This is a genomic window from Rathayibacter tritici (genome assembly GCF_001641005.1).
GTDB classification, from domain to species: domain Bacteria; phylum Actinomycetota; class Actinomycetes; order Actinomycetales; family Microbacteriaceae; genus Rathayibacter; species Rathayibacter tritici.
Genome location: NZ_CP015515.1, coordinates 2,907,242 through 2,932,781, shown reverse-complemented (window position 1 = coordinate 2,932,781; position 25,540 = coordinate 2,907,242). Strand labels below are relative to the sequence as shown.

Below are 25,540 nucleotides of genomic sequence, written 5' to 3'. Positions count from 1 at the left end.
AACCCCGACGGCCCGGCGGACCACGTTCCCGGGCCGTCGGCGGCCGTCAGCGCGAGAGGCCCGCCGCCGCCGAGCCCCAGGCGGCGAGGACCGCGCGCACGCGCTCGTCACTCGCCAGCGTCAGCGCCTCGGTATAACCCTCTTCCAGGACCTCGTCGATCCGCACCCGAGCGCCCGTCTCGGAGGAGCGGACGGCCGCCTCCACCATCGCGAGGCTCCGCACATTCGCGTGCACCTCGCCCGAGGGCACCGCCCCGGAGCCCAGCACTCGCACGAACTCGGCGAGCGAGCCGGCGATCTCCTCGGGCACGGGCACGGGCTCGAGCGACGCGACCTGCACCGCCTCCGACTCGCGCGACTGCCATTCCGGAGCGCCGTCGCCGTCCCAGTGCGCCGTGCCGCCGACGCCGTTCACGCGCCAGTCGCCGTTCCACGACGTCTCAAGTCCGTCGGCGCACCAGCTGCCGGTGTAGTTGAAACGCACGCCGCCGGCGAATTCGAACACCGCGCTCGCCGCGGCTCCGTCGGCGTACCAGCTCCAGTGCGGGTTGTACTCCTCGCAGTAGACCGCGACCGGGTCGTTGTCGAGCAGGTACCGCGCCGCGTCGAACGCGTGGATCGCCATGTCGACCAGCAGCACATGGTCCATCTCGTCGCGGAAGCCGCCGAAGCGGGGCGCCTTCGCGAAGTGCACGGAGGCAGTGCCGAGCTGCCCGAGCCCGGCGATCTGCTCGCGGAAGGCGGCGATCGCGGCGGAGTAGCGACGCGACTGGCTGGTCATCAGCAGCCGCCCCGACGCCTCGGCCGTCGCCGCGAGCACCAGCGCCTCGGCGATGGTCGGCGCGATCGGCTTCTCGGAGAGCACGGGCAGCCCGGCGAACAGCGCCTCCGAGCTCACCGGCAGGTGCGCGCGCGGCACGGTCACGTTGACCACGGCGTCGGCGCCGGTGCGCGCGGCGACCTCGGCGACGGAGGTGCCGACCGCGACCGGGCCGACCCCCTCCTCCTCCGCTGCGGTCGTGGCGAGGGTCACGTCGAGGTCGACCAGGCCGATCAGCTCGGCGTCGGGGGAGTCGCGGATGGTGCGGATCCAGGCGCGGCCCATCGCGCCGGCGCCGACCTGGACGAGGCGGAGAGTCATCGAACCAGCGCCCCCTCGTAGTCCTCGCCGTTGTCGAAGTCCTCGGTCTCGTAGCGCTGCAGCACCGGAAGGCGGCGCTCGGGACGCGAAGAGCGCGCCCACTCGACGCCGTTCGCGATCACCCGGCGCACCTCGGCCTGGTGGTACACGGGGTAATCCTGGTCGCCGGGGGAGAAGAAGAAGATGCGCCCGTGGCCGCGCTTCCAGGTCATCCCGGAGCGGAAGACCTCGCCGCCCGTGAAGGTCGAGAGGAACACGAGTTCGTCGGGCACCGGCACGTCGAAGAACTCGCCGTACATCTCCTGCTGCGGGATCACGAACGGGTGCGGGATCCCCTGCGCAATGGGGTGCGTCGGGTCGACGGTCCAGACCAGTTCGCGGTCCTGCTCCGAGCGCCAGCGCAGCGTGCAGGTGGTGCCCATCAGCGTGCCGAAGATCTTCGACCAGTGTCCGGAGTGCAGGACGACGAGACCCATGCCCGAGAGGACGTGGCGCTGCACGCGGGCGACGGTCTCGTCCGAGACGTCGCCGTGCGCCATGTGGCCCCACCAGACGAGGACGTCGGTGGCGTCGAGCACCTCCTCGGTGAGGCCGTGCTCGGGCTCGTCGAGCGTGGTGGTCGAGACGGAGGCGCGCTCGCCGAGGTTCTCGCGAATGCCGTCGGCGATGGTGCTGTGCATGCCGTCGGGGTAGATCGCGCGGACCTTCTCCTCGATCTGCTCGTGGCGGTTCTCGCCCCAGACGAGAACGCGGACGGGGGAGGAGGGTGTGGTCACGGTGTTCCTTCTTCGACGACGGGGGTTAACCGCTTTACCGGCTGCGTCTCCTACGATGCGGGAGGCGTTCGCCCCGCGTCAACTCCAGCCGGGCGGCGCGAGCGGAGGAGACGCGGTGGCCACGATGAGGGACGTCGCGCGCCTGGCCGGCGTGTCGATCGCCACGGTCTCGTTCGTGGTCAACGACACCAAGCCCGTCTCGCCCGAGACCCGTGAGCGAGTGCGCGCCGCGATGCGCGAGCTCGGCTTTCGCCCGCACGCCCTGGCCCGCGCCCTCGCGCGCCGCCGCTCCGGGATCATCGCGGTCGTCTCTCCGCTGGCCCCGAGCCGACCGCTCACCACCGCCACCTCGTTCCTGCTCGGGGCCGCCGAGGCCGCGGCGGAGCAGGACTACTCGATCGTCCTCTGGCCGACGGTCGGCGGATCCGAGCGCCTGGCCGACCTGCGCGCCGACGGGCTGATCGACGGAGTGGTGCTGATGCAGGTCACCACCGAGGACGAGCGCGTGCCGATCCTGCGCGACTCCGGGACGCCCTTCGCCCTGATCGGGCGCACCCGCGATCCGTCGGCCCTCGACTGGGTCGACATCGACGTCGAGGGGATGGTCGCGGAGGCGCTCGGCCGCCTCGCCGGGCTCGGGCACGCGCGGGTGGCGCTCGTGCTGGGCCCGGACCGCGACCTGGCGGCCGACTTCGGGCCGTATGTGCGGGCGCAGGAGGCGTTCTCACTGGCCTGCGCGGCGCGCGGGATCGACGGCGTGCTGCTGCGCTGCGAGGAGTCGCCCGCCGGCGGCCGCGCGCTGGCCGGCTCGTTCGACCACGACTCCATCACCGCCACCGCGACCGCCGCCGTGATCGTGAACGGAGGCGCCGCCGTGGGCTTCGCGCACGAGCTGCGGCATCGCGGTGTGCGCGTCCCCACGGACCTCTCGATCGTGCTGCTCGCCTCCGATCCCGACGTCGCCGACCTGGCCGACCCGGCGCTCGACCTGCTCGTCGCGCCCGGCCACGAACTCGGCCGCCGCGGAGTGGAGGCGCTGCTCGCCCGGCTGGCCGACCCCGACGCACCGCTGCTTCAGGAGCGCATCGGCGGCCCCTGGCGCGCGGGCGGCTCGACCGCAGCGCCGCCTGCACTGTGATACCGCTCCGTCGGCGGTGCCTCACGCCGCTCGAGCGGTGTCTCGGCAAGAAATCCTGCGTGGCTACGGGACGATCGAGTCGATGTACCCGCGGTCGACACGCACGGCGGCGCCCGTGGTGGCCGAGGCGAGTAGCGAGGCGAGGTACGCCACCATGTGGGCGATCTCCTCCGGCTCGATCAGGCGCTTGAGGAGCGACTGCGGCCGGTGCACGCGCATGAACTCGCGCTGCGCCTGCTCCCACGGCAGCTCGCGGTCGACCAGCTCGTCAAGGAAGTCCTCCACGCCGCCGGTGTGCGTCGGACCGGCGAGCACAGTGACCTCGAAGTAGCGGCGCCACTCGTCGTCGTCGATCGAGAGCGGATCGGCGGAGCCGAAGATCCCGAGGTTGCACCCGCGCCTCCGCCACCGCCGCCGTGACGGCCTCGATCGCCCGGCGGATCGACCGCTCCGAGCGGGCGTTCATCATCACCTCTGCCCCCGCCCTGGCTCTCCCTCCTCACCCCGAGTGGTGGCGCCCGATCGGCAGCACCAGCGGCGTCCGCGAGACCGGGTCCTCGATGACGCGCGACTCCATCCCGAAGACCGCGCGCACCGTCTCCGGCGTCACCACCTCGGCGGGCGTGCCCGAGGCATAGAGAGCGCCGTCGCGCACGGCGACGAGGTGGTCGGCGTAGCGGGCGGCGAGGTTGAGGTCGTGCAGCACGATCACGATCGTCGTGCCGCGCGAGCGGTTGAGGTCGGTGAGCAGGTCGAGCACCTCGACCTGGTGCGACACGTCGAGGTAGGTCGTCGGCTCGTCCAGGAGGAGCACGTCGGTCCGCTGGGCGAGGGCCATCGCGATCCACACCCGCTGCCTCTGCCCGCCCGAGAGCTCGTCCACGGGGCGGTCGGCGAGTTCGAGCGTGCCGGTGTCGCGCAGTGCCTCCTCGACGATCGCGTCGTCATCCGATCCGGAGCCGCGGCCGAACAGCCCCCGGTGCGGGTAGCGGCCGCGGGCCACCAGGTCCGAGACGGCGATTCCCTCCGGAGCGATCGGGGTCTGCGGCAGCAACCCCACCTGCTGCGCGACCTGCCGGGTCGGGAGCCGGTGGATGGCGTGGCCGTCGAGCAGGACGCTCCCGGAGCGCGGAGTGATCAGCCGGGCCATCGCGCGCAGCAGCGTCGACTTGCCGCAGGCGTTCGCGCCGACGATCACCGTGATCTCACCGGGCGGCACGGTGAGCGAGAGCCCGTCCACCACCACGCGCTCGTCGTAGGCGAGGGTGACCGCGTCGGCGGCGAGGGTGTGCGGGGCACGGGTCACAGGGAGCCTCCTGAGCGGTTACGGCGGGCGAGGAGCCAGAGCAGGAAGGGCGCGCCGAGCGCGCCGGTGACGACTCCGACGGGGAAGCGCGCGCCCGAGAACAGCGCGCCGACGACGTACTGGGCGAGCAGATCGGCGGCGAGCACCACGACCACGCCGACGAGGGCGGAGGGGATCAGCAGCGTGCGCGCGCTCGGCAGGATCCGCCGCGCGATCGGCCCCGAGACGAACGCGACGAACGCGATCGGACCGGTGGCGGCGGTTGCGACGGCCACGAGCCCCACGCCGACCGCGAGCAGAGCCAGCCGGCTGCGCCGCACGTCGAGCCCCAGCGCGGTCGCCGACTCGTCGCCGAGCTGCAACACGCCGAGCCGCCCCGAGAGCAGCAGCGCCAGCGGCACCAGCACGAGCATCGCCAGCGCGAGAGGGGGGACGGACGGCCATGCCGCGGAGTTCAGGCTGCCGGTCAACCAGCGCAGCGACTCCTGGACGTCCTCGACGTCGGCGCGGGTCTGCACGTAGGCGATCACGCTCTGGAACATCGCCGCGACGCCGATGCCGATCAGGATCAGCCGCGCCCCGATCACTCCGCCGCCCTCCGCCAGCCCCGCGATGAGCAGCGCCGTCGCGAGCCCGGCCGCGACCGCGAGCACCGAGACCGCGCCTCCGGAGAGCCCGAAAAAGGCGATCGCCACCACGGCCGCGGCGCTCGCGCCCGAGGTGATACCGATGATGTCGGGGCTGGCGAGGGCGTTCCGCAGCATCGTCTGGAAGATCACACCCCCCATCCCGAAGCCGACACCCACCAGGACTGCGATGATCGTGCGCGGCAGCCGCAGCGTGCCGACGGTGAAGGAAGCACCCGGCACCGTCTCCCCGAGGATCACGCGAACGACCTGCGGCACCGAGTAGACGGTGCTGCCGACCGTGAGCGAGACGACGACGAGCGCCAGCGCGAGCACGAGGAGGATCGCGCAGCCGAGCAGCGCGCGTCGGTGGCGCACACTGCGGCCGGCAGCGATCGCGACTACGCTCACAGCGCCCGCACCCTTGAGCGACGCACGATCGCGATCAGCACCGGGGCGCCGATCAGCGCGGTGACGATGCCGACCTCGACGTCGCTCGGCCGGGCGATCACACGCCCGACCACGTCGGCGACGAGCAGCAGCAGGGCGCCGAGCAGAGCGGAGGAGGGCAGCAGCCAGGCGTGCGCCGGGCCGGTGACGCGGCGGGCGAGGTGCGGGACGACCAGGCCGACGAAGCCGATCGGGCCGGCAATCGCGGTCGCGGCTCCGCACAGCAGCACCGCGGCCAGCCCCGCGACCAGGCGGATGCGCCCGACGCGCCGGCCGAGGCCGGTCGCCAGGTCGTCGCCGAGCGCCAGCGCGTCGAGCCCCCGCGCGCTCGACAGGGCCAGCACGGCTCCGACCGCCAGGAACGGCAGGACCTGCAGGATGCTCGCGGTCTCGGCGCCGCCGACTCCGCCGACCTGCCAGAAGCGGAAGCGGTTCAGCGTCGTCTCCTGCGTGAGCAGGACGGCGCTGATCAGCGAGGTGAGCGCGGCGGCGGTCGCGGCTCCGGCGAGGGCGAGCTTGAGCGCCGTGGCGCCCTCGCGGCCGAGCGAGGCGACCGCGTAGACGAACGCTCCGGCGGCCGCCGCCCCGAGGAACGCGAGCCAGATGAACTGCGGCAGGCTCGTCGCGCCGACCCCGGCGATCCCCAGGACCACCGCGAGCGAGGCGCCGGAGTTCAGGCCCAGGATGCCCGGGTCGGCCAGCGGATTGCGGGTGAGGCCCTGCATCACGGCGCCCGCGAGCCCGAGAGCTGCGCCGACCAGGATCGCGAGGATCGTCCGCGGCACCCGCCCCTGCACCGCCGCGTCGACGATCGACTCCGGATCGGGCGAGGTCAGCGCCGGCCAGACCTCGGCCAGCGGGATCTCACGCGAGCCGTACACGAGCGAGAGGACCGACGCGACGGCGAGGGCGATCACCGCGAGCGCGATCAGCAGCTCCCGGGATGGTGCGGTGCGGGTCACGACACCTTGTCGGCGGCCGCGGCGAGGCCGGCGGTGTACTCCTCGAGCACCCACGGGATGCTGAGCAGGTTGGGCGAGGAGGTGGCCATCGCGGCGGAGGAGCCGTCCTTCAGCACGTAGACGGAGCCGCGCGCGACGGCGGGGATCTTCGAGAGCAGCGGGTCGGCCTGCAGGGCGGCGAGGGTGGTGTCGTCGCCGTAGACGACGAGCACGTCGGCGTCGAGCTGGTCGGCGTTCTCGGAGCTGATGGTGCCGCTGAACGCCTCGGAGTCGCCGGAGAGCTCGGCGACGCTGGGGGCGACATCGAGCCCGAGGTCCTCGACGAACGTCACTCGCGCGTCGTTCGGTGTGTAGTAGGTGAAGGTGCTCGCGTCGGTCGGGTCGTACCAGCCGTAGAGGAATGTCGTACCCGCGAGCTGCGGATACGACGCGGTGGTCTGCGTGATCGCGCTCTCCACCTCGCCGACCTTCGCGACGGCCTCGTCCTCGAGCCCGAGAGCGGCGCCGTCGAGCTTCGCGGAGTCCTGCCAGGTGGTGCCCCAGGCCAGGCCCGGATATGCGACGGTGGGGGCGATCTGGCTGAGGGTGTCGTAGTCCTGCCGGGTGATGCCGGAGTAGGCCGAGAGGATCACGGTCGGGCGAAGGTCCGAGATCGACTCGAAGGGCACGCCGTCCGTCTCGTCGAACAGGGTCGGAGTCGCGGCACCGGACTCGTCGAGCGCCTGCTTCGTCCACGCGAGCAGGCCGTCACCGTCCTCATCGCCGTAGGACGCGCGCGTGAAGCCGACCGGGGTCACTCCCAGCGCGAGCGCGACGTCCTGGTTCGTCCAGCTCGTCGCGACGACGCGGTCGGCCGACTCGACGGTAGTGCTGCCGAAGGCGTGGTCGACGGTGACGGGGAGGCCCTCGCCGCTGACGGCGGCGCTGCTCTCGGACGTGCCCACGGAGCCGGCATCGGCTCCTCCCGAGCAGGCGGTGAGCAGCAGCGCGGCGAGGCCGAGCGAGGCAACGGCAGTGCGGCGGAGAGCAGCGCGGCGGAGAGCAGTGCGGCGGAGAGGGGTGCGGGTGGCGGGCACGGCGATCCTTCGAAGAGGTGAGGGGGTTGTGAAGGTTACCCTAACCTAACTGTTCGGTCGGGGCCAGTTGCCGGGCGGATCGGGCGGCCCGACGAAGGCCGGAGTCGTCGTGAGCGCCTCTCAGCGCCGGTGTCCGGCGACCAAGCGGCGCAGGTGCTCGCGGGGCGCGTCGACGATCCGGAGCGGGTCATCGAGCACGAGGGTCGTGCGCTCTCGCCCGTACTCCGGCCAGCCCGGGTCGCCTGTGGCGGCGAACTCCGCCCAGCGCGTCGAGATCTCCTCGCTCAGGCGGTGCGGAGCCGGCCCGATCATCGCGCGCGCGGCGTCGAAGCTGCGGAAGAGGAACGGCAGTTCGAGGGAGTGGGTGGCGCCGCGGGAGTCGTTGACGCGCCATGCGAACAGGGCGGCGTGCGTCGATCCGGTCGCCGCGGCCCGCGCGTCGAGGAGGCGCTGGCTCGGCTGCCGGTAGATCTCGTCTGTGACGCAGGCCTCCAGAGCCTCGGCGTCGGAGGGCGCGCGGCCCAGGTCGGCCGCCAGTGCCTCGCGGTAGGCGGTCGCGTCCCCGCCCGGCAGCACGTCGGCGAGGTGCCGGTCCAGCTGCGCGCGTAGCTCGGGGGAGTCCGGGGCCGGCAGCTCGACGGCGCCGGAGTTCTCGTTCACGTTCGTCGTTACGATCAGGTCCACTCCGCTCGAGGCCCCCGAGGCGATGGCCGACACCGGGTCTTGGGTCAGCAGGTGGCCGTCGAGACTCGCCCGGAACACGGCTACCGTGTTCGGACCCGCCGCCGAGCGCTGGGCGAGCAGGCGGTCCTGCGCCTCGATCAGGCGCGGCCAGGGCAGGTCGAGGAGCTGCTCCGGCGCCGCGCCGAGCAGGCCCAGCAGATCGGCGGTCACGTCCTCGCCGTACTCCCGCGACCCGATCCGCTCGGGGCTCGCGCTCTGCAGTACCGCCCGCGTGAACAGGCCCGCGCTGCGGGGTGCCGCGAGCAGCATCGCGGCCGACGTCGCGCCCGCGGACTGGCCCGCCAGCGTCACCCGGTCGGCGTCTCCTCCGAATGCCGCGATGTCGGCGCGGATCCACGCGAGAGCGGCGAGCGTGTCGTGCAGGCCGAGGTTCGCGCAACCGCGGAACTCGTCGCCGAGGAGGTGATCGAGGGTGAGGAAGCCGAGCGCACCGAGCCGGTGATTGAGCGCCACGACGACGGTGCCGGTCCGGGCGGCCAGGCGCGCTCCATCGCAGAAAGGCTCGGCGTTGGAACCGGCGACGTGCAGCCCGCCGTGGATCCAGACGAGCACCGGTCGATCCACCGCGTTCTCGGGCGTCCACACGTTCACTGTGAGGCAGCCGTGCTCGCTCCCGCCCGCGGTCTGCGGGGCGGCCGGACCCGGGTCCCTCGCCTCCCGCCGCCCGCTCCAGGGCTGCACCGGCGGTGCCGGGCGGAACCGCGGAGCATCGCCCGCGTAGGGCACGCCGAGGAAGGCGCGCGCGACCCCGTCCGGCGTCTCGATCCTCCGCCCGCGCAGCCGCCCGGCCGAGACGACGGCCTCAACCATCGCGCGGGTCGCTCGAGAGCTCGACCATGCCGTCACCTCCTCTTCCGCCCGTCAGCGTAGGGGACGGCGCCGACGCTGATCGGCGCTGGCGCTGATCGGTCCCGGGCGAGGGCGAGGCGAGAACGAGGGCGCACGAAGCCTGGCCCCTCAGGGCGCAGGGCGGAAGGGCTTGCCGGGATCCGCGGTGGGGGATTGGCTAGGGGCAGGAGAGAGAGGTGTCACCCATGACGCAGACCTTCCCCGCCTGGTTGCGGGATCAGCAGAAGAGGGACGACGAGGTCGGCCGTTTCGCGCACGCCTTCGGGTCCCGCGACGACCTGCCCGAGCACGGTGGCCGCGCGATCTACGACGGCTATTTCGCCAGCGAGCCCGAGTCGGCCCAGGCCGACCTGGACCGCGCCTGGATGGAGTTCGAGGCGCACCCCGAGCCGTCCGCCACGTCCGACCGGCCGGAGGGACTGCGATGAGCGAGCAGACCCCGAGCCCGGTCGAGGACCCGGATGACCAGGCCGACAAGCCCTCGCAGGCCGAGGGCTGAGTCGCCGGGCCGCGTCAGTGCTGGGCCGCGTCAGTGCTGCACGACCGCCAGGAGGTCCTGCGCCTCGGCGCTGTCCGGGTAGTGCGTGAGGACGCGCTCCAGATCACGGCGAGCCGGTGTGCGGCGCCCGTCCGAGAGGAGGGTGCTCGCCCGCTCGAGCAGCGCCTCCGCACGGAGCTCGGCGGGTCGGGCGCTGGTGACGGTCGGGCGCACGACGCGGTCGAACGCCTCGAGAGCGCCCGCGGTCATCCCGAGTTCCCGCAGGGCGACGCCGCGGCGAATGAGGACGGCGGCGCAGGCCGCATCGACGTTCTCGATCGGGGCCGAGAACTCGACGACATCGTTCCATCGGCGGCGGGCGGAGTAGAGCGCGGCGAGCGTGGACGCCGCGAGGGTCGACGGCTCCAGCGTCTCGACCGCCGCAGCAGCAGCGACGTGATCCATCGAGGCGATCAGCTCGGCATAGAGCAGGCGCAGGGCGACGGAATTGAGCGGTACTTCCACGTCGAGGCCACCGCTGAGGGGCAGGCGGACGGTCAGTGCGATCCCGTAGCGGCGGAGGAAGGAGTCGGTGGAGGGGTCGTAGCGCAGTCGAACGAGCCAGCACGTGAGACGCAGCGCGCGGTCGCCGTCGGGCGAGTGCAGGGCGTCTCGGACGAGCTCGATGACCGCCGCGATGCGCGAGCCCTCGGGTGAGTCGGCTGTCGCCGCGTGGAGTTCGGAGGCCGGTGCCCCTGTCCGCACCAGCCGGAGAAGGGGCGCCTCCCAGGCCGGGGCGAGCGCGGAGGGGCGGACCAGGCCCGGGCCGCCGGGCATGCTCAACCAGCCGGACAGCCGCGAGCGGCGACCGCCGCGGAACAGCGGTGCGCCGACCGCCCGAAGTCGAGGTCGCGAGAGGGCGCAAAGCTCCCCGCTCCGTCGGAAGCCGACTGCCACGGCCATTTTCCCCCTCCGCACGCGACGACGGCGGACGACCGTCGGACGTCCGATTCTACGCTCCGCGCCGCCGAAGGCCCCCGGATGGGGACCGTAGCGCTGGCGGCGATCGCCCGCTGTCCGCCCCTTGAGAGACCCAGGACCGCCGAGCGGCCGTCCTGACGGGTTGGGGACAGGCTGGGGTTGGTCAGCCCCCGATCGAGTCGGCCGCGCGCAACGGCATCACCTCGGGCTTCTCGGCGGTGCTCTCGATCGCCACGACCGCCCTGTCCTCGTTCGAGCGAAGTACGGCGTCCATGATCTCGAGCACGTGCAGCGCGACGCGGCCGGAGGAGCGGTGCGGCCGGTCCTCGACGATCGCTTCCGCGAGGTCAGCCAGCCCCACTCCGCGCCCGGTGTCGATCACACCGGCGGAGTCGGGGATGACCCGCCATTCCTCGTCGCGGACCGCGACCTCGACCGGATCCGAGAACATGTTCGGGTCCGGGACCGAGATGGTGCCCTCTGTGCCGTAGACCTCGAACTTCGGCGCCCGGCTGCGCCAGACCTCGAAGCTCACGGTGATGGTCGAGGCGACTCCATTCGCGTGCTCCAGCAGCGCGGTGATGTGCGTATCGATCGTGACCTCGATCGGCGTGCCCGCCTTCGGTCCGGTCTCGATCGTGCGCGGGCGATCGGAGCGAGTGGCCAGACCTGTGACGCGCACGACCGGCCCGAAGAAGTGCACGAGCGCCGTCAGGTAGTAGGGACCCATGTCCAGCAGTGGCCCGCCGCCCGGCTGATAGTAGAACTCCGGCGCCGGGTGCCAGCGCTCATGTCCCGGCGCGGTCCAGTGCACCTGCGCGGCGATCGGCGTGCCGATCACTCCGGAGTCGAGAGTGCGGCGTGCGGTCTGCACGCCCGTTCCGAGCACCGTGTCCGGTGCGCTCGCGAAGCGCAGGCCCAGCTCATCGGCGAGGTCGAGCATCGGAGCGGCCTCTGCCGGATTCAGGCCGAGCGGCTTCTCGGCGAAGACGTGCTTGCCCGCCGTCAGGGCTCGGGTGCCGATCTCGACGTGCGCCGCCGGGATCGTGAGGTTGAGCACGGCGTCGATCTCGGGATCATCGATCAGTTCGTCGACGGTGAGGGCGCGGATGCCCTGCTCGTCGGCGACCTGCTGCGCGCGCTCCTGGTTCAGGTCGGCGACCGCCACGAGGCGGAGGCCGGGGAAGGTCGGGAGGTTCGCGAGGTACTGCTCGCTGATCTTCCCGACTCCGATGATGCCGACTCTCAGCGGGACGCCCACAGCATGCCCCTCTCGATGATGGTGCGGACGTTCTCGTCCTGGAGGATCTCGACGCGGTGGCCCGGCGTGGAGACGAAAATGCGGCCCTCGCCCCAGAGGCGGGTCCAGATCGCGGGGGAGGTGATCGGGCGCTTCCACGGGTCCCACGGGCGGACCGCCTGGGTGGTCGTGGCGAGCACGTCGTTGTAGTCGTCGTGCAGCACCCAGTACTGCTCGGTGACCAGTTCGAAGTCGGAGATGCCCTGGGTGATGGGGTGGTCGGCAGCGAGGGCGGTCATCTCGATCGTGTGCGGCACGTCGTTGTCCGACTGCTCGCCGGTGCGCTCGTCGGGGTGCTTGCCCGGGTGCGAGACGAACTGCCCGCCGATGAGCTGGAGGTAGTCGGAGTTGTCGCGGTAGGAGTCGGCGATCCCGCCGTGCCAGCCGGCGAGGCCGGTGCCGCGCTCAACGGCTGCGCGCAGTCCCAGGAACTCCTCCCACTGGATGGCGGTCATCGTGTTCGACTGCACGATCAGGTCCACTGTCCGCAGGTAGTCCTCGTCGGCGTACACGGCGGTCGACTCCTCGACGCGCACGTCGTAGCCGTGCTCGCGCAGGAACGGCAGGAATAGCTCGGTCGCCTCGACCGGTTGGTGGCCGTCCCAGCCCCCTCGGACGACGAGAGCCGTCCTGCCAGGGGTAGTCGGAGGCGTCGTGCCGGGCGTGGTCGGAGGGATGTCGGTCATCGTCGTCCTCAGGTGCAGGCGGATCACTCCGCGGTTCGTCGTCGAACAGGACTTGCGCAACTTCTGCGCGGTGGTCTCGGCGTTCGACCATCATGCACCTCGGTTGTCGGGCGGAGCAACCCGTCCGCCCAGTGGACTAGTTGCGAAAGTGGGTGTCCGCTACGGTGGGCTCATGCCCGAGAATGACGCCTCCGGAGCACACCCCCGACCCACGATGGCGGACATCGCCGGCCGCGCAGGGACCAGCGTGCCCACGGTCTCGAAGGTGCTCAACGGCGGCACCGACGTCTCGGAGGCGACGCGGCTGCGCGTGATGGAGGCGGCGCACGAGCTCGGCTACCGACGCCGGCCGCGCTTGCGGCCCCCGGTCGAGGACCCGCACGTTGCCCAGATCGTGGTCGTCGTCGTCGGGCATATCGGCGGCACCTGGATCGGCCCGGTCCTGGAGGGTATCGAGGCCGAGGCCTCCGCCGCCGGGGTCGATCTGGTGCTCACCCGCGCCCGCGACGACGGCGCCTGGATCAGCCGCCTCCTCCGCCGTCCCTCGCTCGGCGCCATCGTGGTGCTGGTCAACGTCTCGGCGGCAGAACTGCACCTGCTCACCACCGCCGAGCTGCCCGTCGTCGTCGTCGACCCCAGCACCCGGCCCCCGGCCGACGTCGCGAGCGTCGGCGCGACCAACTGGGATGGGGGACGCATGGCCGCCGAGCACCTCCTCGCCGCGGGCCACACCCGCTTCGGCGTGCTCGGCGGCACCCGCACCCAGCTCTACAGCAGCGCCCGGATCGACGGCTTCACCTCCGCGCTGCGCGCTGCCGGGGTCGCCGAGCCGCGCATCGCCTACTGCGACTGGGACCGCGAACTGGCCCGCGAGGCCGCCCAGGCGATGCTCGCCGAGCCGGACGCGCCGAGCGCCGTCTTCGCCTGCTCCGACGTGATGGCGCTCGGTGTCTACGAGGCGGCCGACGACGCGGGCCTGCGCATTCCCCGCGACCTCAGCGTCATCGGCTTCGACGACGTCGAGGAGTCGGCGTGGGCGACCCCGCCGATGACCACCATCCAGCAGCCCATCGGCGAGATGGGCGCCATCGCCTTCCGGATGCTGCACCAGGCGCACCGGTCCGCGACTCCGCTCGCCTCGGCGACCCGCATGGAGCTGGAGACGCGGCTCATCCGCCGCGCGTCCGTCGCCCCCGTGCGCGCTCTTCCGCCTCCGCGCCCCCACCCGTAACCCCCCGGGTATCGATTCGTCACGAAGGGCTGCCTCCCGGCTGTCGTGACGAGCGTTCGTGACGAATCGGATCAGGAGAGCGGCGGACGAGGGGTCGACGGAGCTCGTACCGACGAACGGATATCCGAAAGGATCGCCCGAGATCGCGAAGCGATCAGCACCTCTACCGACCGCCGCTATCGCTGTCCTTCAAGATCGGAGACGTACGAACAAACACGTGGAGGAATAAATGACGAAAACATCGGATTCGACCCGTGAGGTCACTCTCGGAGGAGACTGGATCATCCCGGCTCACGACGGCTTCGCCCGACGAACACTGGTGAAGGGGGCTGCCTGGAGTATCCCGGCCGTCTCTGTCGCGATCGCGACTCCCGCCGCGGCTGCCTCGAAGGACTTCGTCTGCCCGACTGTGCCGGAATCCTCGGGCTGGACAGGCGCGAGTGGATCGGATGGAGATTCGGGCGGCACCGGCGGCTATGGCTGGACCACTGACGGCACGTCGTGGTGGAACACGAAGGATGCGACCCGGAGCGATTACTACAGCTATTACATCGAGTTCCCGTTCAAGGGTGTCGCAGGCCACTCCTACACGTTCAACTGGTCGGCTTCCGCGAACGGTCCCGGCAATGACGTGTCCTACGCGGCCTATGACGTGCTGATCGGCGGCGGCAAGGTCTACATGGCGTCCACCGACGCCGGAGCCGGAGGGGCGTTCATCGACCCGAACACAGGGGACCCGGTCGCGGCGTCCGCCACGTTCACTCCCGATACTGATGGGGATTACACGTTCCGCTATCGAATCCGGCTCTCGCACCTTACGGATAAGCAGAACGCCAACCACAATGTTCAGATCAAGCGCCCGACGCTGACCTGCTCCTGAGCGCGCACCCTTCCGGCGGAGCGGGTGCGTGAGTCGATGATAAGCTCATGTTTCGCGACAGGTCCCCTCCGCCTCTCCTCTTACAGGTCTGAGTGCTGCTCGACCGCACCGGTAGGGCGCGACTGCGATACCTGCGGCCGCCCCTCGGCTCCCGGTCGGTCGACGCTGTCTCGCTTCTCCTCTTCTGCGCGTCCCGGCCGGGAGACAGGAGGAACGAGAGGCTGGAACGAATGCTGCGAGCTGATCGGACGGTGTTCTCGAGAGGGGTCGCCCTTTCGGGTGAGCCGGCCGCGACCTGGTTGGAGGCGCTGTGTCGCTCGCCCGATCGACGAGACGACCTCCGGCTCGCTGCAGATATCTATCGATCTCGGGATCTCGCCCTCGCGAGGCTCTGGACCAGCGCCAGTACTGTGACGAATGCGGATTCCCAGTCGGAGGGGGTGTCGATCACGGTGCTCACCGAGGGGGAGATGGTGCTGCGGGCGGGGGGCGACGACCACGTCCTGGAGAAAGGGGATGCAGTGCTCTATCGGTCGGCAAGTCTCGTCTCGACCGCGAGCACCGCTCCCTCGGCCGTCATCGAAATAGAGCTGGGAAGGGGATCAGGCGATCGAGTTGCGCCCGGATTGCTCAGTGACTCCTCGTTCGTCCCGCGGACCGTCAGCTCTGTTCGACCGCTCTCCGTCCTTGTCAATGAGATCCTCGCCGGCCTGGACGAACCGGCTCGGCGTATCAGTCGGCGGATTGTCGTCGCGGTCGAAGCTCTCGCCGCCGATCTCGTCGAGGACACCGATCATGATCTACCGGTTCGGATCAGCCCATCGGACCGGCGCCTCATCGTCGCCGCCCGTCGGACCATTCGGTGCGAGCTCGACGACAGAGGGCTCTCCATCGCGACTCTCGCAAAGGAGATGTCGGTCACGCAGCGGCGTCTGCAGATGGCTTTCGCGTCTCTCGGCACAACCCCCGTGCGAGAGATTCGGATGCGAAGAGCCGATGCTGCGGAGGATCTCCTTCGCACGTACTCGCAGGTCGGGAGGCCGGAGATGGAGCGGGTCGCGCGGCAGGTCGGCCTGCCGAACGCCCGCGCACTTCGAGACCTGCTTGTGGCGTTCGAGAGGACCGTCCCGGGTCACTCCCGCGACAGCGGGCGCTTGGCTGGTCCCGTCCCGGGCTCCGACCCCGCGAGCGCCGTCCGCTCCTGCTCCGAGTGCGCGTCGAGTCCCTGAGCCGGGCACGCCCTGCGGGCCCTCCACTCGTCGTGACTCCCCCTCGTCCCCGGGGAGTGAGGGTGCCGAGCGATCATCCGCGACCGTGTCCGCGCCGGCGGGTCACCCCGCGCTCGCGTCCGGCAGCAGGGCCGGGCACTCGCCGCCCGGCGTGGTCGCTCGTTCGAAGTGCCAGATCTCGTTGGCGTAGATCTGGCAGAGGCCGTAGTCGGCGCCGTGCCGGGACAGCCAGCTGTCCGCCTGCGCGTTGCCGACATCCACGGCGTCGCCGGTGACGTGGCGCGATCGGTCGACGGGCGCTACCAGGCGGCCGGCTTCCTCCTCGCTGCCGTAGCGGCGCACGGCATCGTCGAACAGGGCCTGCTGGTAGCGCTCGCTGCGCCAGCCGTTGGTGATCAGGATGTGGACCTCGTCGCCCGCATCGGCCGCGGCCGCCTGGACGGCTGTGCGCAGAGCCGGGCGAAGCCGGGAGATCGCCGGAAGCTCGTCGGCGAACGGTGAGACCGAGTCTCCGTCGGCAATGAAGCCGTCCTGCTCATCAGGCCCGTCGAGTGCGCTTATCGCGGCTGCGGCAGGATCGTGCCCCTGTAGTGCCATGACGGCCGATCCGCCCGCGAGGAGGCTGAGGGCGACGAGGGCCGAGGCGATGGCGCGGCCGGGGCCGAGTCTGCGCGAGGGGGAGGCGGAGGTGCTGGGTGCCGGATGCATGCTCACAGCACACCAGGACCGCTGTTACCAGGGCATCGTCCGAATCAGCGACACGGGCGATACGCGGATCGTCCGCGCCGGCGCATCGACAGCCGCCGTCAGCCGCGCGGCCCGCGGGCCAGCAGGGCGTGCAGGAGCGGTAGCACCGAGGCGATCATCAGCACCGTCCCGAACCCACCGTCATCCGGCCGTACGACGGCACCCGCGATCAGCAGACCCGCGAACAGCACCGCCGAGATGACGCGGCGGACGGTGCCCTCAAGCCGGTTCAGGCGGCGCTCGATCGTGGGGACGGTGACCGCGAGCTCGCCGTCGTCGAGCGTCGTGACGAGTTCGTCGAGGCGGCGCGGCAGGCGCCAGAGCAGGCCGAGCGTGGCGACAGCCTGCGTGCCGACGTCCTGCACGACGGAGCCGCGCTCCTCGCGGATCAGCTGCTGAGCGTAGGGCTCGACCGAGTCCCACAGGTTGAAGGCCGGGTCCAAGGCGCTGCACACCCCCGAGGTCAGCGACATCGCGCGGATGACCAGCAGGAAATTCTCGGGCAGCTGGAACGGCAGCGCGCGCACCACATCGCCGAACTGCACGGCGAAGTCGCGGAACTCGCGCGGATCCACCTCCCGCAGCTCGGCGAAGCCCATCCCGCCGAACCGGGCGAACAGCTGCGTCAACGCGCGCTCCAGCTCGCGGGAGTCGGCCGAGGGGAGGAGGACGCCGACCGCTCGGGCCGCGTCGACGAGTCCCTTGCCGTCACGGGAGGCGGCAGCGATCAGCATCCGGCGCAGCCCCGCGCGAGTGCTCGGCGGCACCTCGCCCATCATCCCGAAGTCGATGAACGTGAGCCGCCAGGGCAGCTCGGCCCCGGGGGTCGGCGTGACAAAGACGTTGCCGGGGTGCGGATCGGCGTGGAAGTAACCGTTGGTAAAGAGCTGGTCGAACATCACGGCGGCGAAGACCGGAGCGACCTCCCGCGGGTCGATCCCGGCGGCCAGCAGTGCGGCGTGATCGGTGATCTTGATCGCGGTGACGTCCTCGAGGGTGAGGACCCTGCGCGTCGAGCGCTCCCACACCACATCGGGCACGGCCACTCGGGCGTCACCGGCGAAGTCGGCGGCGAAACGGACGGAGTTGGCCGCCTCCTGCAGGTAGTCGATCTCCTCGAGGCTGGTCACCGCGAACTCCTCGACCAGCGCCGGGGCATCGACGCGGTCCGAGACCAGGCGCACGTGGCTGAGCCAGCCGCCGACCCGGCGCAGCGCCGCGAGGTCGACCTCGACGATCTGGTCGATCCCGGGCCGCTGCACCTTCATGATCGCGGCGGAGTGACCGGTGTCGGCGGCATCGGCGGGGGCGAGCCGGGCGCGGTGGGCCTGCCCCAGCGAGGCGGCGGCAACCGGCGACTCCTCGACTCCGGCGTACGCGCGCTCGAGTACCAGCCCCAACTCGGCCTCAGCCAGCGCCCGGATCCGCGCGAACGCGACGGGTGGGACCTCGTCCTGCAACCCCTCCAGCTCGCGCGTGATCTCGGGCGGCAGGACGTCCAGGCGCGACGACATGAACTGGCCGACCTTGATCATCAGGCCGCCCAGGTCGACGGCGAGCACGTGGAAGCTGCGCGCGAAGCGCCGCATCCGGCCCGGTCGGGTGCGCAGCGCGATCCGGGTCATCCCGACCCGCGGCAGGAGCAGGTCGAAGAACCAGGTGACCGCGAGGTGCCACGCGGCGAAGCGGAGGATCCGGCGGTAGCGCCGCCGGTCCTCCCGCTCTCGGTGGCCCGGGGCGGCGGGACCCGGGCTGACCGAGGCCACCCGGCTCAGTCCTGCGCGAGGATCGCGTACAGGCGGCGGCGCACGTCCTCGAGTTCGGCGACGGCCTTGCGGATCTGCTCGGGGGTGCCCGAGCGTCCCACCTGCGCCGCGGCCTGGGCGAGCTCGAGGCCCGCCTTGGGCAGGGCGCCGAAGTCGACGTGATCCGAGTCGCTCCACGGCGTCGAGATGCCGTGCTCGGCGACCGTCGCGCGGCCGGCGTCGGTCAGTGTGTAGGTCTTGCGGCCGTTCTGCTCGTCGGCCGTGATGAGGCCCTCGTCCGCCAGCAGCTGGAGGGTCGGGTAGACGGAGCCGGGGCTCGGCTTCCAGTCGCCGCCACTGCGCTCTTCGATCTCGCGGATGATCTGGTATCCGTGCATCGGCTGCTCGGCGAGGAGTGCGAGCACGGCGGTACGCACATCCCCCCGGCCGACGCGGGAGCCGACGCGCTTCTCCATCCGGGAGCGGGCCTGCTCCATCGCGCGCCAGATGCTCTCGATGGGTGTGCCGGTGCCGAACGCGCCGGTCGATGACGATCCGTTCATGATGACCTCCTGTTTCTCCGAACGATACTCAACGATATGTGTGGCGACTGTGAGCGACTGCCGGACCTGCCCGTGATCGTCACGATGCTCGCGGCCACTCCGATCACCGAACGCCTCGCCGCCCGGCTCGGGCACCGTGCGGCCTGCCCCGTCGGCACCGGGCTCCTCGTCGGCGCACTCGTCGGGATGGCCTGGCCGGTGGACCGAGGCTACCTCGCGATCGCCGTGATGATGGTCGTTCTGACGGTCGGCCTGCGCACGATTTTGACGATCTGCGCGGTCGCCCTCGTCGAGGCGATGCCGGCGAACCGGACGTCGGTCGGGGTGATCGGGGTGATCGGGACGATCGGGTCGCTCTCGCTCACCGACTCCCGCTCCGTGGAGGAGCCGGCCTCGCACGCATGACGCAACGTCAGCTGAGAGACCTCCTCATCCACCATCGTGGATGACATGGCCTCTCAGCTGACGTTGTGCGGCAGGCCTCCGCGGACGCCCGCTGGGAGGCGACGGCGTCTCCCCGAGAAGGGGGACAGGCGGGGGTCCCTCACGCGTCCACCCGCCCCCGTCCACCCGCCCCCGAGCATCCCCACCCCAGAACCCCCACCACCCACACCCTGAACCGCGAGCGGGGCGGACAGCATGACCCTCGTCGACACCGCCGCCCTCCACCTCCCCGGGACGCCCGAGTCACGAGCCCGCGCCCGACCCTCTCGCCGACGGCGGGCGCCGCGCTCTGGCTCGACGGCGCGCAGGTCGCCTCGAACGGCAGCTCTCGCACCCCCGAGAGCACGACCGGCTACTGGAAGATCGGCTACGACACCCTCGGCGGCCAGTGGCCGAACGTCGGCTCCTCGTACTTCGGCGGGAGCCTGCGCTACGCCGCCGTGAAATCGACGGTCCTCACGCCGACGCAGATCCAGAACCACTACGCGGCCGGCCGTTGAGCGAAGCGGGCGGTCTCGGAGAGGGCGTCGCCGACGATCAGACCCGCGGTCAGTTCCGGGTCGGATCCTCGAGGGGATCCTCGCCTGGTTCAGGAGCAACGGGAGTCCCGGTGCTGCCGATCGTGCTGACAATGGGCACGATCCCGGTCCGGGGGAGCGGCTCCTCCGGTGACGGCTCGGGCTGCTGCTCCGCAGCGGCCGCGGCCTCGGGCGCCGCAGTGGCGGGGGGATCCTCCGTGTAGAGGACGTCGGCGGCGAGGGCCTGCTCCATGCCGCGGTCCCGCCGGGCGCTGGCGCGCACGGGTGCCACTGCGCTCACGATCGGGGTGCGCAGGCGGCGGTAGGCGATCCGGCCGAGGGTGACCCCACCGGCCAGGCCCAGCGCGATCATGCCGGCCTGCAGCAGCAGCTCGATCCCGCCCGTCGGGCCGGTCTCGGACGTGAGGTCGAGGACCCCGCGGTAGAGGGTGAGGCCGGGGAGCAGTGGGACGATGGCGCACGCGGTCGTCGCCACGGCGGGCACCCGCATCCGCTCCGCCAGCATCTCGCCGAGCAGCCCGATCGCCAGCGCCGGGAGGGCGCTGGCCATCAGCGGGCCGAAGCCGGCGCCGGTCAGGGAGTCGGAGACGAGCCACCCGCCCGCACCGGTGAGAGCCGCGACGAGCGCGGAGCGGAGGGGCGTGTGCGACGAGAGGGCCCACGCGCCGGCCGCGACCCCGGCGCCGAGCACCTGCACGGCGGCCGGCCAGGGGCGGACGGAGGAGTCGACCAGCACCAGGTCGACGCCGAGCGAGCGGGCGCCGTCGAGCACCACGGCGATACCGACGACGATGCCCAGCGTCAGCAGTCCCACCTCGAGCAGTCGTCCGCCCGCTGTGATCGGGAACCCGTTGATCGCGTCGTCCGCCGCTCCCACGAACGAGAGCCCGGCGAGGAGCACCACCACCCCTGATGCGACAACGAGAGCGGGCGGAAGCGCCGCCAGCTCGACGGGCAGCCGCGGCACGACCACGAGCAGTAGTACGGCCACTCCCGTCGCGAGCGCCGCGCCCGCGATCTGCTGGAAGAAGGCGGGCAGGCCCCAGCGGGCGAGCAGCTGGTTGACTAGGTCGATCGCGGCGGCCGTCGCGGCGGCGAGGAGCAGGACCAGCGGCCCTCCGCCGAGCAGCACCGCGACGCCCGCGGCCATCAGGGCGAGGGTCAGTGTGACCACGCTGCGGCGGTACCGGTGCGGCTGGATCAGGATCGCGTCGAGCCGTTCGTGCGCCGCCTCGAACTGGTGTCGGGCCTCGTCGCGGATCTCGGCCGAGTCGACCGCGTCGGCGACCCGCACCTCCGGCGAGCCCTCGGTGATCGCGGTCACGAGCGCCGTCACGCGGGCCAGTCGCTCGTAGTCGGCACTGCGGGAGGGGACGACGCGCAGCACGCTCACGCTGGGCGAGTCGTCGCCTCCGTCGTGCACGACCAGGATCGAGGTGAAGGTGAGGTCGACCTGGCACTCGATGCCGTACGCGCGGCACACCCGCTGAATCGTCTCGGTCACCTCGGCGGCCGCGGACCCGAGCGAGAGCAGCGTCTCGCCCAGCCGTACCGCGAGCTCGAGCACTCCGCGGACGGTCTGCTCGGCCAAGAGCGCACGGTGCGCCCGACGACTCACCGGCGCGGCGGGTCGCTGCCCGCTGAGCTTGCCGATGACCTGCTGCAGAAGACGGTGAGAGCGCACCGTCCAGGGTAGGCATGCGGGGGCCGGGTTCCGCCACGACAGGAGCAAGGCCGATCCGCGCCTGCCGGAGCGCATGTGCCTACACTGGCCTGCGACTCCGACTGCCGCACGGGCGGGGGCGAGGGGGGACGTCATGACGGTTCACGAGCGCGGCGTCCGGCACGGGCGGCTCCGGCCGCGATCCGGCGTCCGGACGCTGGTGATCGGCGTGGCCGCCGGTCTCGGCGTCCTCGCGGTCAGCGGCACCTCGCTCGTGGCGATTGCGACGGCCAGCATCAGCCGGAATGTCGCCGACAACGCGGTTGACCTCGGCGTGGCGCCTCCCGCCGGGGGTGCACAGCCGGGCGCGATCGGGGGCGGCTTCGACGTGCTGGTGGTGGGGACCGATAACGACCCGACGCAGGGGGACGACTTCGGCATTCGCGACAGCACCCTCAACGACGTCAACATCCTGCTCCACGTCGCGGCCGACCACCGCAGCGCGACGGTGATCAGCTTCCCGCGCGACCTGATCCTGGACCGTCCCGCCTGCACCGACCCGGCGACGGGCGTCGTCACGGAGGCGGCCACCGGCGTCCCGCTCAACTCGGCGTTCCAGTACGGCGGGCTCGCCTGCGTCAACGACACCCTGCAGCAGTTCACCGGCCTGACCGTGCCCTACGCCGGGTGGGTGTCGTTCAACGGTGTCATCGAGATGAGCAACGCTGTGGGTGGCGTCCCGGTCTGCCTCACCGGTCCGATCCTCGACACCGACTCGGGCCTGGACCTCCCCGCCGGCACCTCCACCGTCTCGGGGGCGATGGCGCTCTCGTTCCTGCGCAGCCGCCACGGCGTCGGCAACCAGAGCGACCTCAGCCGCATTTCGTCGCAGCAGCAGTACCTCGCCTCTCTGATGCGTACCGTCCGCTCGGCCGACACGCTCTCGAATGTCCCCGCCCTCTACGGCCTCGCGCAGGCGACCTCGTCGAACGTGCACCTCTCGACCTCGCTGACCAGCCCCGCGACGATGATCTCGCTCGCGCTCGCGCTGAAGGATGTCGACCTGTCGAAGATGGTCTTCGTCCAGTACCCGGCGCTGGACGACCCGGACTACCCGGGCAAGGTCGTGCCGAACGCGGAGGTCGGCGCGGAGCTGATGAGCCGCGTCCTCAGCGACCAGCCGGTGACCCTCGCGTCGGACGCGCCGGCAGGGGAGGCGCCGGCGGGGGAGGCACCGGCGGGGCAGGCCGACGCGCCTCCGGTGACTCCCGCTCCCGAAGCCGTCGATGCTCCCGGGCAGACCGCCGCCCAGGAGACCTGCGCGGTCCCATCGAACTGATCGCGCGTCAGCCGGTCACCTCAACGCGCTCGCCCGGTCTCTTCGGCATTGTCGTCGAGGAGCTGCGGGACGGCGTGGATGTCGACCCGCTCCTTGCGGATTGTGCCGGTGGCGGAGTGCAGTGCTCTGATGCGGTCGATCATGACGTGCACGCGCTCGACGGGAACGACCCGGGTCCTGAGGACCGGTTCCTCAGCGTGCAGGACGAGGGTGATCGACTCCGGAGCGCCCTCGGCCCCGTGCTCGCCGCCCTCGAGCGGCCCGTCGAGGGGTTCGCGCTCGAGGGGTTCGCGCTCGAGGACGAACTCCTCCCGGCGGAGCGTGACAGTGATAGTGCGCTCCTCGGTGACGATGACCTTTCGGACCCGCAGGCGCTCTGTAAGGGTTCGCACAGTGGTGACGTCGAGGCGCTCCTCGGACCGGACGACGGTGATCGGCTCCTGCCCGGTCACCGGAAGCTCGGGGCGGTTCATCGGTCGGGGTGTCCGGCGGTCTCGCGGAGCTCGCGGCCGTCGGCGACATCCTCGGCGTGCTTCTTCGCCTTCTTCTCGCTCTGGCGGGTGTCGCGCGGCGGGAGCTGAATGTGCTCCTCCGCCTCGATGCCGGCCTGCAACTGGCGTCCGCGCTCAAGCTCGGCGTCGAACTCCGCGCCGAACAGCAGTGCGAGGTTCGTGATCCAGAGCCAGAGGAGGAAGACGATCACGCCGCCGAGGGCGCCGTAGGTCTTGTTGTAGTTGCCGAAGTTCGCGACGTAGATCGCGAAGCCGGCGGACGCGAGCGCCCACACCACGAGGGCGAGGAGCGAGCCGAGGCTGGTCCAGCGGAACTTCGGCTGACGCACGTTGGGCGACCAGTGGTAGAGCACGGCGACGATGACGATCATGATCGCGATCAGCACCGGCCACTTCACGATGCTCCAGACCGTCAGGGCGACGTCGCCCAGACCGATCGCGTCGCCGATCGTCTGAGCGATCGGGCCGCTGAGCACGAGGATGAGCCCGGCGATCACGAGCATCACCACGGTCACCACGGTGACGCCGAGCATCGTCGGACGGAGCTTCCACACGGGACGGCCCTCGTCGATCTCGTACACCCGGTTCATGCCGCGTCCGAACGCACCGACGTAGCCGGACGCCGACCAGAGTGCGCCGAGGACACCAGTGACGAAGGCCAGGCCGGCGGCGGGCGTAGAGGTGAGTTCCTGCAGTGGCCCGCGGACCGTGTCGAGCACGTCGGCCGAGACAAACCCGCCGAGGAGCTCGAGGACCGTGTCGGTCGTCGCCTCCGCCTGACCGAAGAGGCCCAGGATCGACACGATCGCGAGCAGGCCGGGAAACAGGGCGAGAACGGCGTAGTAGGTCAGTCCTGCGGCGATATCGGTGCACTGGTCGGCACCGAACTCGCGGAGAGTCTTCTTGAGGACGTAGCCCCAGGAACGCTGAGTGACCTCGGAGGGGCCGTCGGGCTTGCGGGCGTCGTCAGGGTCGGGCGCGGTGCGCTCCCGCTCGGTGCTGGTCTGGGCCACGGTCGTCTTCGATCTGCTCGCTGGGACTGCTGATGGGGAGGGAGAGTGCCGGTAGCAGGAGGCAGTGTGCCTGCTGCTACCGGCGGAGGCGAATCAGAGCGAGTCGCGGCCGCGGCGCGGGGTGACGCCGTCGTCCTCGAACTCGATCTCCTCGTGGCGGACGTCCTCGGTGACCTGGCGGTCCTCGGTGACGGTCTCGGTGCCGAGCGACACGCGCTCGACCGGGACGGTCTCCTTCGCCGTGACCACGCGCTCCTCGCCGAGAACCACCTCGTGCTCCTCCTCGCTGAGGTCGGGGCCCGCGGTGGCGTCGCCGATGGTGGCGTCGGTGATGGGCTCCCGGACGACGCGGACCTCGTCATGGCTCACGGGGACCGTGACGGTCTGCTGCTCGGTGACGACGTGCTTGCGCAGGCGCGCACGGCCAGCCTCCACGCGCTCGGTGCCGACGTGGAGCTGCTCCTCGGAGCGCGTCATGGCGTTGTCGGTCGTGGGGCCGGACGTGTCGCGGCCGACGCTCGTGTCGACACCGGCGGTACCGGATGCGGCATCGGCGTAGCCCGCTGCGCGGTCGACGTTCTCGGTTTCGGAGACAGAGGCGGCGCCGGAGAGGTTGTAGTAGCGGTACAGCTCGGCCTCCTCGTCCTCAGTGAGCGAACCGTCGGCGTCGATGCGCGGGGCGTCCTTGACGAAAGCCTTGTCGTAGGCGACAGTCAGGCGGTCGTTGTCGAGGGAGGCGCCCTCGAGCGGGACGAACGATTCGGAGGTGCCGAAAAGGCCGGTCTTGACGGTCGCCCAGACCGGATTTCCCGTGTCGTCCGAGAGGTAGACCTGCTCGACGGAGCCGATCTTGTCGCCGTCCGAGCCGTAGACGCTCGAGCCGTAGATGCTGTCGATGTTCGTCGTGTCGATCATGGAAATTCCTTCTTCTCGAGAGTGTCGGGGTCCGAGAGAACAATCAGGAAACCCGGCCGGGATACGGCTCCGCTGGGTCTCGCGGTGCTGCGCTCGTCCCTGACGGTATGGCCGCTGAGTGAAGAGTGGAGGCCGGTTGACAGTCCCCCGGAGAGTGCGAGATCCTCCGCTGAATGCCGGACCGGGGAGACGGGCCAGGGAGACGGG

At 71.4% G+C, this 25,540-nt stretch carries 26 protein-coding genes; 8 read left to right on the top strand and 18 right to left on the bottom strand.

Annotated features, from left to right (window positions below; all coding sequences use genetic code 11):
• Positions 1-46: 46 nt before the first annotated feature.
• A complete protein-coding gene (locus A6122_RS13320; protein ID WP_068255829.1) occupies positions 47-1,141 on the bottom strand; it encodes a Gfo/Idh/MocA family protein in 1,095 nt (364 codons plus the stop codon).
• Complete coding sequence (locus A6122_RS13315; RefSeq protein WP_068255827.1) at positions 1,138-1,917, bottom strand: ThuA domain-containing protein; 780 nt, start codon at positions 1,915-1,917, stop codon at positions 1,138-1,140. The genes A6122_RS13320 and A6122_RS13315 overlap by 4 nt, the downstream gene beginning before the upstream one ends.
• Positions 1,918-2,041: 124 nt before the next feature.
• Here A6122_RS13315 and A6122_RS13310 point away from each other — a divergent pair, with 124 nt between their 5' ends.
• Complete coding sequence (locus tag A6122_RS13310) at positions 2,042-3,055, top strand: LacI family DNA-binding transcriptional regulator (protein WP_237358288.1); 1,014 nt, start codon at positions 2,042-2,044, stop codon at positions 3,053-3,055.
• A 63-nt stretch (positions 3,056-3,118) separates the two neighbouring features.
• On the opposite strand, the gene A6122_RS16080 is transcribed toward A6122_RS13310, so the two are convergent.
• From A6122_RS16080 to A6122_RS13280, 6 genes are all read right to left on the bottom strand, one after another.
• Positions 3,119-3,370 (bottom strand): SDR family oxidoreductase, encoded by a 252-nt coding sequence (locus A6122_RS16080; protein ID WP_068255823.1) that lies wholly within the window; start codon positions 3,368-3,370, stop codon positions 3,119-3,121.
• Between the two features lie 184 nt (positions 3,371-3,554).
• Complete coding sequence (locus A6122_RS13300) at positions 3,555-4,361, bottom strand: ABC transporter ATP-binding protein (RefSeq protein ID WP_068255822.1); 807 nt, start codon at positions 4,359-4,361, stop codon at positions 3,555-3,557.
• Positions 4,358-5,398 carry a FecCD family ABC transporter permease gene (locus A6122_RS13295; protein ID WP_068255821.1) on the bottom strand — a complete coding sequence of 347 codons (1,041 nt, stop codon included), beginning with the start codon at positions 5,396-5,398 and terminating at the stop codon, positions 4,358-4,360. Before A6122_RS13295 ends, A6122_RS13300 begins: the two co-directional genes overlap by 4 nt.
• A complete protein-coding gene (locus tag A6122_RS13290; protein ID WP_068255820.1) occupies positions 5,395-6,399 on the bottom strand; it encodes a FecCD family ABC transporter permease in 1,005 nt (334 codons plus the stop codon). Before A6122_RS13290 ends, A6122_RS13295 begins: the two co-directional genes overlap by 4 nt.
• Entirely contained in the window at positions 6,396-7,475 is a 1,080-nt protein-coding gene (locus tag A6122_RS13285) for an iron-siderophore ABC transporter substrate-binding protein (protein ID WP_068255816.1), read from the bottom strand. Before A6122_RS13285 ends, A6122_RS13290 begins: the two co-directional genes overlap by 4 nt.
• A gap of 120 nt (positions 7,476-7,595) precedes the next feature.
• The gene (locus A6122_RS13280) at positions 7,596-9,029 is read right to left on the bottom strand and encodes a carboxylesterase/lipase family protein (protein WP_068255808.1); all 1,434 of its coding nucleotides are present in this window, start codon (positions 9,027-9,029) and stop codon (positions 7,596-7,598) included.
• Between the two features lie 224 nt (positions 9,030-9,253).
• Between A6122_RS13280 and A6122_RS13275 the strand changes: the two genes are divergently transcribed.
• Complete coding sequence (locus tag A6122_RS13275; RefSeq protein WP_068255807.1) at positions 9,254-9,496, top strand: hypothetical protein; 243 nt, start codon at positions 9,254-9,256, stop codon at positions 9,494-9,496.
• Between the two features lie 101 nt (positions 9,497-9,597).
• Here A6122_RS13275 and A6122_RS13270 read toward each other — a convergent pair whose 3' ends face one another.
• The 3 genes from A6122_RS13270 to A6122_RS13260 form a co-directional block, all read right to left on the bottom strand.
• On the bottom strand, positions 9,598-10,509 hold the full coding sequence (locus tag A6122_RS13270; protein ID WP_068255806.1) for a tetratricopeptide repeat protein: 912 nt from the start codon (positions 10,507-10,509) through the stop codon (positions 9,598-9,600).
• A gap of 181 nt (positions 10,510-10,690) precedes the next feature.
• On the bottom strand, positions 10,691-11,788 hold the full coding sequence (locus A6122_RS13265) for a Gfo/Idh/MocA family protein (RefSeq protein ID WP_068255801.1): 1,098 nt from the start codon (positions 11,786-11,788) through the stop codon (positions 10,691-10,693).
• Positions 11,773-12,513 (bottom strand): ThuA domain-containing protein, encoded by a 741-nt coding sequence (locus A6122_RS13260; protein WP_068257699.1) that lies wholly within the window; start codon positions 12,511-12,513, stop codon positions 11,773-11,775. Before A6122_RS13260 ends, A6122_RS13265 begins: the two co-directional genes overlap by 16 nt.
• Before the next feature lie 172 nt (positions 12,514-12,685).
• Here A6122_RS13260 and A6122_RS13255 point away from each other — a divergent pair, with 172 nt between their 5' ends.
• The 3 genes from A6122_RS13255 to A6122_RS13245 all read left to right on the top strand — a co-directional run bounded on the left by A6122_RS13255 (position 12,686) and on the right by A6122_RS13245 (position 15,853).
• On the top strand, positions 12,686-13,744 hold the full coding sequence (locus tag A6122_RS13255) for a LacI family DNA-binding transcriptional regulator (RefSeq protein WP_068257696.1): 1,059 nt from the start codon (positions 12,686-12,688) through the stop codon (positions 13,742-13,744).
• 229 nt (positions 13,745-13,973) lie between these two features.
• The gene (locus A6122_RS13250) at positions 13,974-14,624 is read left to right on the top strand and encodes a hypothetical protein (protein WP_068255800.1); all 651 of its coding nucleotides are present in this window, start codon (positions 13,974-13,976) and stop codon (positions 14,622-14,624) included.
• A 92-nt stretch (positions 14,625-14,716) separates the two neighbouring features.
• On the top strand, positions 14,717-15,853 hold the full coding sequence (locus A6122_RS13245; RefSeq protein WP_146077262.1) for an AraC family transcriptional regulator: 1,137 nt from the start codon (positions 14,717-14,719) through the stop codon (positions 15,851-15,853).
• A gap of 102 nt (positions 15,854-15,955) precedes the next feature.
• Here A6122_RS13245 and A6122_RS13240 read toward each other — a convergent pair whose 3' ends face one another.
• The 3 genes from A6122_RS13240 to A6122_RS13230 all read right to left on the bottom strand — a co-directional run bounded on the left by A6122_RS13240 (position 15,956) and on the right by A6122_RS13230 (position 18,908).
• Positions 15,956-16,561, bottom strand: a complete 606-nt coding sequence (locus A6122_RS13240; RefSeq protein WP_068257694.1) for a M15 family metallopeptidase — start codon at positions 16,559-16,561, stop codon at positions 15,956-15,958.
• A gap of 98 nt (positions 16,562-16,659) precedes the next feature.
• Positions 16,660-18,366, bottom strand: coding sequence for an ABC1 kinase family protein (locus A6122_RS13235; RefSeq protein ID WP_068255796.1), 1,707 nt, complete (start codon positions 18,364-18,366; stop codon positions 16,660-16,662).
• Positions 18,367-18,371: 5 nt separating this feature from the next.
• Complete coding sequence (locus A6122_RS13230) at positions 18,372-18,908, bottom strand: PadR family transcriptional regulator (protein ID WP_068255793.1); 537 nt, start codon at positions 18,906-18,908, stop codon at positions 18,372-18,374.
• Between the two features lie 36 nt (positions 18,909-18,944).
• Between A6122_RS13230 and A6122_RS13225 the strand changes: the two genes are divergently transcribed.
• Together A6122_RS13225 and A6122_RS13220 are read left to right on the top strand one after the other, a co-directional pair.
• Positions 18,945-19,313: an MFS transporter gene (locus tag A6122_RS13225; RefSeq protein ID WP_068255790.1), complete on the top strand. Its 369-nt coding sequence runs from the start codon at positions 18,945-18,947 to the stop codon at positions 19,311-19,313.
• Between the two features lie 65 nt (positions 19,314-19,378).
• Positions 19,379-19,852 (top strand): hypothetical protein, encoded by a 474-nt coding sequence (locus A6122_RS13220; RefSeq protein ID WP_068255787.1) that lies wholly within the window; start codon positions 19,379-19,381, stop codon positions 19,850-19,852.
• A gap of 49 nt (positions 19,853-19,901) precedes the next feature.
• On the opposite strand, the gene A6122_RS13215 is transcribed toward A6122_RS13220, so the two are convergent.
• Positions 19,902-21,575: a threonine/serine exporter family protein gene (locus A6122_RS13215; protein WP_068255784.1), complete on the bottom strand. Its 1,674-nt coding sequence runs from the start codon at positions 21,573-21,575 to the stop codon at positions 19,902-19,904.
• 133 nt (positions 21,576-21,708) lie between these two features.
• On the opposite strand from A6122_RS13215, the gene A6122_RS13210 reads away from it, so the two are divergent.
• Entirely contained in the window at positions 21,709-22,893 is a 1,185-nt protein-coding gene (locus A6122_RS13210; protein WP_068255780.1) for an LCP family protein, read from the top strand.
• Between the two features lie 20 nt (positions 22,894-22,913).
• Here the strand turns inward: A6122_RS13210 and A6122_RS13205 are convergent, their stop codons facing one another.
• From A6122_RS13205 to A6122_RS13195, 3 genes are all read right to left on the bottom strand, one after another.
• A complete protein-coding gene (locus A6122_RS13205; protein WP_068255777.1) occupies positions 22,914-23,366 on the bottom strand; it encodes a YsnF/AvaK domain-containing protein in 453 nt (150 codons plus the stop codon).
• Complete coding sequence (locus tag A6122_RS13200; RefSeq protein WP_068255775.1) at positions 23,363-24,418, bottom strand: YihY/virulence factor BrkB family protein; 1,056 nt, start codon at positions 24,416-24,418, stop codon at positions 23,363-23,365. The genes A6122_RS13205 and A6122_RS13200 overlap by 4 nt, the downstream gene beginning before the upstream one ends.
• A 93-nt stretch (positions 24,419-24,511) precedes the next feature.
• Positions 24,512-25,333, bottom strand: a complete 822-nt coding sequence (locus A6122_RS13195) for a DUF2382 domain-containing protein (protein WP_068255772.1) — start codon at positions 25,331-25,333, stop codon at positions 24,512-24,514.
• Positions 25,334-25,540 lie beyond the last annotated feature (207 nt).

What these genes read in the sequence shown, in the direction of transcription:
- A6122_RS13320 (WP_068255829.1), bottom strand. Translation starts at nt 1,141, where the DNA reads ATGACTCTCCGCCTCGTCCAGGTCGGCGCCGGCGCGATGGGCCGCGCC.
- A6122_RS13310 (WP_237358288.1), top strand. Translation starts at nt 2,042, where the DNA reads ATGAGGGACGTCGCGCGCCTGGCCGGCGTGTCGATCGCCACGGTCTCG.
- A6122_RS13280 (WP_068255808.1), bottom strand. Translation starts at nt 9,029, where the DNA reads ATGGTTGAGGCCGTCGTCTCGGCCGGGCGGCTGCGCGGGCGGAGGATC.
- A6122_RS13275 (WP_068255807.1), top strand. Translation starts at nt 9,254, where the DNA reads ATGACGCAGACCTTCCCCGCCTGGTTGCGGGATCAGCAGAAGAGGGAC.
- A6122_RS13270 (WP_068255806.1), bottom strand. Translation starts at nt 10,509, where the DNA reads ATGGCCGTGGCAGTCGGCTTCCGACGGAGCGGGGAGCTTTGCGCCCTC.
- A6122_RS13260 (WP_068257699.1), bottom strand. Translation starts at nt 12,513, where the DNA reads ATGACCGACATCCCTCCGACCACGCCCGGCACGACGCCTCCGACTACC.
- A6122_RS13255 (WP_068257696.1), top strand. Translation starts at nt 12,686, where the DNA reads ATGCCCGAGAATGACGCCTCCGGAGCACACCCCCGACCCACGATGGCG.
- A6122_RS13250 (WP_068255800.1), top strand. Translation starts at nt 13,974, where the DNA reads ATGACGAAAACATCGGATTCGACCCGTGAGGTCACTCTCGGAGGAGAC.
- A6122_RS13240 (WP_068257694.1), bottom strand. Translation starts at nt 16,561, where the DNA reads ATGCATCCGGCACCCAGCACCTCCGCCTCCCCCTCGCGCAGACTCGGC.
- A6122_RS13230 (WP_068255793.1), bottom strand. Translation starts at nt 18,908, where the DNA reads ATGAACGGATCGTCATCGACCGGCGCGTTCGGCACCGGCACACCCATC.
- A6122_RS13225 (WP_068255790.1), top strand. Translation starts at nt 18,945, where the DNA reads ATGTGTGGCGACTGTGAGCGACTGCCGGACCTGCCCGTGATCGTCACG.
- A6122_RS13210 (WP_068255780.1), top strand. Translation starts at nt 21,709, where the DNA reads ATGACGGTTCACGAGCGCGGCGTCCGGCACGGGCGGCTCCGGCCGCGA.
- A6122_RS13205 (WP_068255777.1), bottom strand. Translation starts at nt 23,366, where the DNA reads ATGAACCGCCCCGAGCTTCCGGTGACCGGGCAGGAGCCGATCACCGTC.
- A6122_RS13195 (WP_068255772.1), bottom strand. Translation starts at nt 25,333, where the DNA reads ATGATCGACACGACGAACATCGACAGCATCTACGGCTCGAGCGTCTAC.